The organism is Roseisalinus antarcticus (genome assembly GCF_900172355.1).
Lineage (GTDB): Bacteria > Pseudomonadota > Alphaproteobacteria > Rhodobacterales > Rhodobacteraceae > Oceanicola > Oceanicola antarcticus_A.
In genome coordinates this window covers 1-4,480 of the sequence record NZ_FWFZ01000082.1, presented here as the reverse complement: position 1 = coordinate 4,480, position 4,480 = coordinate 1, and the positions used below count along the sequence as shown (strand labels likewise).

Genomic DNA, 4,480 nt, shown 5'->3' with positions numbered 1-4,480 from the left:
GTTGTTCTGTGTTGCAAGCGCAAAAAGCGCCCCGTGGGGCGCCCTGCATTGGCCTAAGCCTTTGATATATTGATATATTTTTTGGTTGCGGGAGTAGGATTTGAACCTACGACCTTCAGGTTATGAGCCTAAACCCCAGCGGATCCAATAGCTTAGTAAATTCAATGGCTTAGCTATCAAGCCTTTGATTCCACGCACTTTTCGTTCCGGCACCGTCCGTCATTAACCGACATTCAATATCCCAAACAGCGCCAAACAGGCGTACGCGGGTTGACGTGGCGTTGACATGGATTGCCCGATCATCAATCGCGCCGCGGAACGCGTAGCAAAAATCGGCTTCGGAAAGGTGTCCCCAAAGGACAGATGGAGTGGCTTATTTCGATGTCCACGGCCTCTGGTGCGGCAGGTGTATGATGGCCAGTTCTGGCACAGCCAATGGTCGCAATATGGATAGACGCGCGCAGGGTGACATCCTATGCGGGCTTCACCACATTGAGATAATCGTTTAGACGCCGTTTCTGAATTTAATTGCAATTTGATTTTTCCTTTTGGCAACGAAAGTAAGCGGCAGCCTCTGCTTCCCCTGTGAGCTTGTCGGATGACTGACAGGATAGGCTTGCCAAGAAACGAACTTACCAATCAGTGAGTGGGGGCGGTGGGTTCGTTTTATGGTCAAGTGTGATATATTTTGCTCATTTATTTTCTGGTGCCTTTACAGCTAGGGTACCGCGAACAGCCCCAGAACTGTCCAAATCGTCCGGAGCGCCGCCGCATTGTTGAGCCACAGCGCGGGCAGCCTACGATACCAGACGTGCCCGTTGCACGCGGCTGCGTAGGAATTGTAATGCGGGGTGCATTTGGCGGCTGTGGCACAGGCTGGGGTGGCGGTGTGACCGTAAGCGCGACGATTGACGCCGGAACGGAAGCCCCCAGCGTCTTCAAGTCTTGTTCAGCCTGAGCGCGGGTTCCCAGCGCCCCCAATAGCGCACTGTCACTGCGTGCTTTGGCTGGCAATACATCAAACCGCGCCTTCGCGTTGCGAAGTGTTCCAAGCCCATTGCGGATTGTGGATTCCAACTTTGCTTTTTGCGCTGCGAAGCGCCCGCGCAATGCTCGTTCGTCGGTAACGTCCTGAGCGTTGGCAATACGGTCATACTTGAACCTGGACTCGTGCCTGCGCCGCCAATCCACCAACTTTCCGGTCATGACGTCGCCGAAACCCGGCACCCTCAGCACCGCTGAACGATTCACATCTGCGGCGGTTTCGATTCCGAAGGAAATCAACGTAGCTGTCTTTGAAGGACCGATACCGGGAATGTTCGCGCGACGGACTGAGAACCCGTCAAGGTAAGCCTGTCGCTGACGCGACTCCCGGTTGGATTTCAAAATCATTAACTCGCGCGTCAGCGCGTCGTCGTGTCCCTTGTAGGCGGCGATTGTCGCATCAAGATCGCTGCGGACCTTCACAACCTCTGTCAGGCCGTTTCGCCGAACGAAAGACTCCAACTCGCGCTGCACCTTTTCATCAGCATCCTTGAAGGCTTTCTGGAACGGGGCGGGGGCGACGTCCCGGTCTGAAAATGTGACCCATCCCCAGATCGCCAACCCAACCCAAACAAACCATGCCGGGATAGCGACGATGAACCCGGCAACTGCCCCGCCCATCATGAGCAAGCCCATCAAAGCACGCCCGCGCTTTCCACTCTTTGCTTCATTGAGGGCAGCGCTTGCCCCTCGCGGGGTAGGCGCTGGCGGTAACAGGTCAGCAACCGTTGGGAAGCGGAAGGCGAGTATCTCGCGGATTGCCTGTTCTGTCCCGAGTTTATCACTTGGGATGTTCGGCGTTACGGCTGACAGGTCCGGGAACATGTCAGAGCCACTATTGGCCGTCAGTGCGCACCACACGCACCGTTTGGCATTGCTTGGGAAATAGTGCGTCTTGACCCTGCTACAGTGGTTCAGTGACCCTTCCAGCTTCGTCAGGGCACCAATCCAATCGGCCGCGCTAGGACGCGCGCCAGCGTTCAACCCGAAAGCCTGTTCAAACGCACTCACGGCGGCGTCAGGAAATAGGTCGAGTGTCAGTGCGCCGGGTGGTGGCTTTGATTGCGTTTGAGCGCTCCGCTGCAATGAATAAGCGAACCGGTTTTGGGCAATATCTTCGCCCATAGACGTTTCCGGTCCTTTTCTAATTCCTGCGTAGGGGTGCTTACCCATGAACAGCAAATGGAAGATCGCCACCGACAATCCAAAATTGTCATGTGCAATCGTGCGTTCTACGGACGCGAGATTTTTTCCGTGAAGTTCAGGCGGCGTGAAATCCGGCACGCCGACAACGCAAGGATAGGACCTGCCATTCAAGCGAAATTGAAAGCTATCGGCGTCGATAAGGGCGACTGTCGCATCTTGCGCCACCAAAACACCGGAATGATTCAAATCACCAATTACACATTCTGTCTGGTGGACCTTTCCAACGGCACGTGCAACGTTCAGCGCTACATGGACCAAAAAGCGGCAGTCAGCTTTTGGGAACTGTATTTTCCGCGATTTTGGATCATATAACTCGTGCAAGGGTCGACAACCTGTAACCCGTCTCATAACAAAGCCAATAAAGTTGCCGTGCTGGTCCATGGCAACCTCACCGGGATAAGCTATAAGGTCGGTGCTCACAGCAAGACCTTTGCCGACCATCGCACGCACCTTTGCTTCTCGGTCGCGTCGCTTGTTAGCAAAGTAGATTTTTACGGCCTGTCCTGACCGCCCATTGATCGCGTAGATTTCGCCTTCGCCACCGCTGCCAATGCGTTCAGCAAGAGAAAAGCGGTCTTTCCCGATAACGATATCCTGCACGCTCAATTCCTTGATATAAGAACGAGCGTCTTGTCATCGTCCGTGCGTTCACAAATTGCGGGTCCAGCTAAGTAAGTGCGCAGCTTTGACGACAATTCAGGCAGACGCCCTGCACCCGCCGCGTTGTCCACGGGGCGCATCATTGGACCAAAGAATTTTGGCGATGCCGTTTGTTCGGAGTTTGACAATGCCACATCGCCTATTCCGTCTGAGAACAAGGCAAAGGCGTCGTGCTCGCGCGTGTAACGCGCAATGTTAAGGCGGGGTTCTGGATCATCTGTCACGAAATATGTAGTCGAGGCGTATTCCCCGTTTTCTGGCCAGCAGAGCACGTCCCATTCTTCCCCGCGCCGTCCAACAACAGCGCTATCCCCAACATGCAAAGTCAGTGTTTCTGTCGGCGTAGCAATAATTGCTGCCAATGTCGAAGCAAATTGTCGAGGCTTGCTTTGTCGGCGTTCGGCAATCAGTGCAATTTTGTCCCGAACTTCGTCAATCCAATCTGATAGTGTTTCGTCGTCTGGCAATCCTAAATTCTCGTGAAACCAGTTTCGAGATTGTATGGTGAGGGTGCGACATACAAGCCATGCACCAAAAGCACTGAATTCTGCGCTACCTGCGCCATCAGCTACCACCGCGAAAATGTTGTCACCCCGCATTACCGAAACGGCGTAAGCATCTTGCAGCCTTACGCCGTTTCGGATGTGAGACGTACCAATCTTCGATGCAGCAACCCAGCGCCACACCATTTCGCTAATCCGCTACGGCCCAGCCATCAGGGGCGGTTGGATTCGCAAGTGCAACTCCCGGGTCACCGGGGTTTGACTGTGAAACGGCGCTAAGCGAACTGGACAGCCACTGGAACAGTTCCTTGAAGGCCAGTCCTTTCAACTTGAGCGGCTGGCGCGTGGATATCTGTCCAAGCACTCCCATATCCGCCTGCTCAACACCGACTGCGTAGAACATGAACTCTTTGCGTTCTTCGCCTTCATGAACGCGGCGCTTTGCTTCGTCCCAATTATCTGTAGGCGCTCCGTCAGTTATCAGAAAAACCCAAGGCCGGAATATCTTGAGGCCGTTCGACCGGATGTGATCTTTTCGTGCGCGGAGCATTTCCAACCCGGTCACGATAGCCTCGCCCATCGGTGTGGCCCCGCCAACTTCTAGCGTTTCGGGATAGAAATGATCAACGGTCGCAAATTCGTTTCGCGTTTCAACTGGGCCGAAAGTTACCATCGCCAATTCTACACGTTTTGCAGCTAATGAATCAGACAACAATTCTTCGCGAAGAGTTGCTAATCCTTCATTCAATTCTGAAATAGGCGCACCACTCATCGAGTACGATGTATCCAAGAGCAATAAAACCGGGCACCTCGGCTGAGAGTTTTCCTGCAATTCAGCATCTACAAATGGCTGTTGTTCAAATTCGTCCATGTAAGTAACCTCGAAGCGCATTTCTCGTGTGGAAGTTTTGCCGTATCTTGCTGGAACCCAGGACACATGCCTGAATCGGTGACCTAACCCCTGCCAACCCATTTTACGGCCTCGATTTTCACAATGCCGCCGCAAAATCTCGTAGACGTCCCTGTCTAATCTCGTCGTTACACTAAACAGGCCCACATGCAGGGTT

The 4,480-nt window shown here is 53.7% G+C and carries 3 protein-coding genes; all 3 read right to left on the bottom strand.

Features of this window, described 5'->3' with window-relative positions; genetic code table 11:
- Positions 1–696 precede the first annotated feature (696 nt).
- Positions 697–2,850, bottom strand: a complete 2,154-nt coding sequence (locus ROA7023_RS22990; RefSeq protein WP_085881286.1) for a helix-hairpin-helix domain-containing protein — start codon at positions 2,848–2,850, stop codon at positions 697–699.
- A gap of 2 nt (positions 2,851–2,852) precedes the next feature.
- Positions 2,853–3,599, bottom strand: coding sequence for a PP2C family serine/threonine-protein phosphatase (locus tag ROA7023_RS22985; RefSeq protein ID WP_085881285.1), 747 nt, complete (start codon positions 3,597–3,599; stop codon positions 2,853–2,855).
- A 4-nt stretch (positions 3,600–3,603) separates the two neighbouring features.
- A partial coding sequence (locus ROA7023_RS22980; RefSeq protein ID WP_234992422.1) for a vWA domain-containing protein occupies positions 3,604–4,480 on the bottom strand: 877 nt, incomplete at its 5' end.

Excerpts from the sequence above, each read along its gene's own strand:
- ROA7023_RS22985 (WP_085881285.1), bottom strand. The coding sequence starts at position 3,599 with ATGGTGTGGCGCTGGGTTGCTGCATCGAAGATTGGTACGTCTCACATC.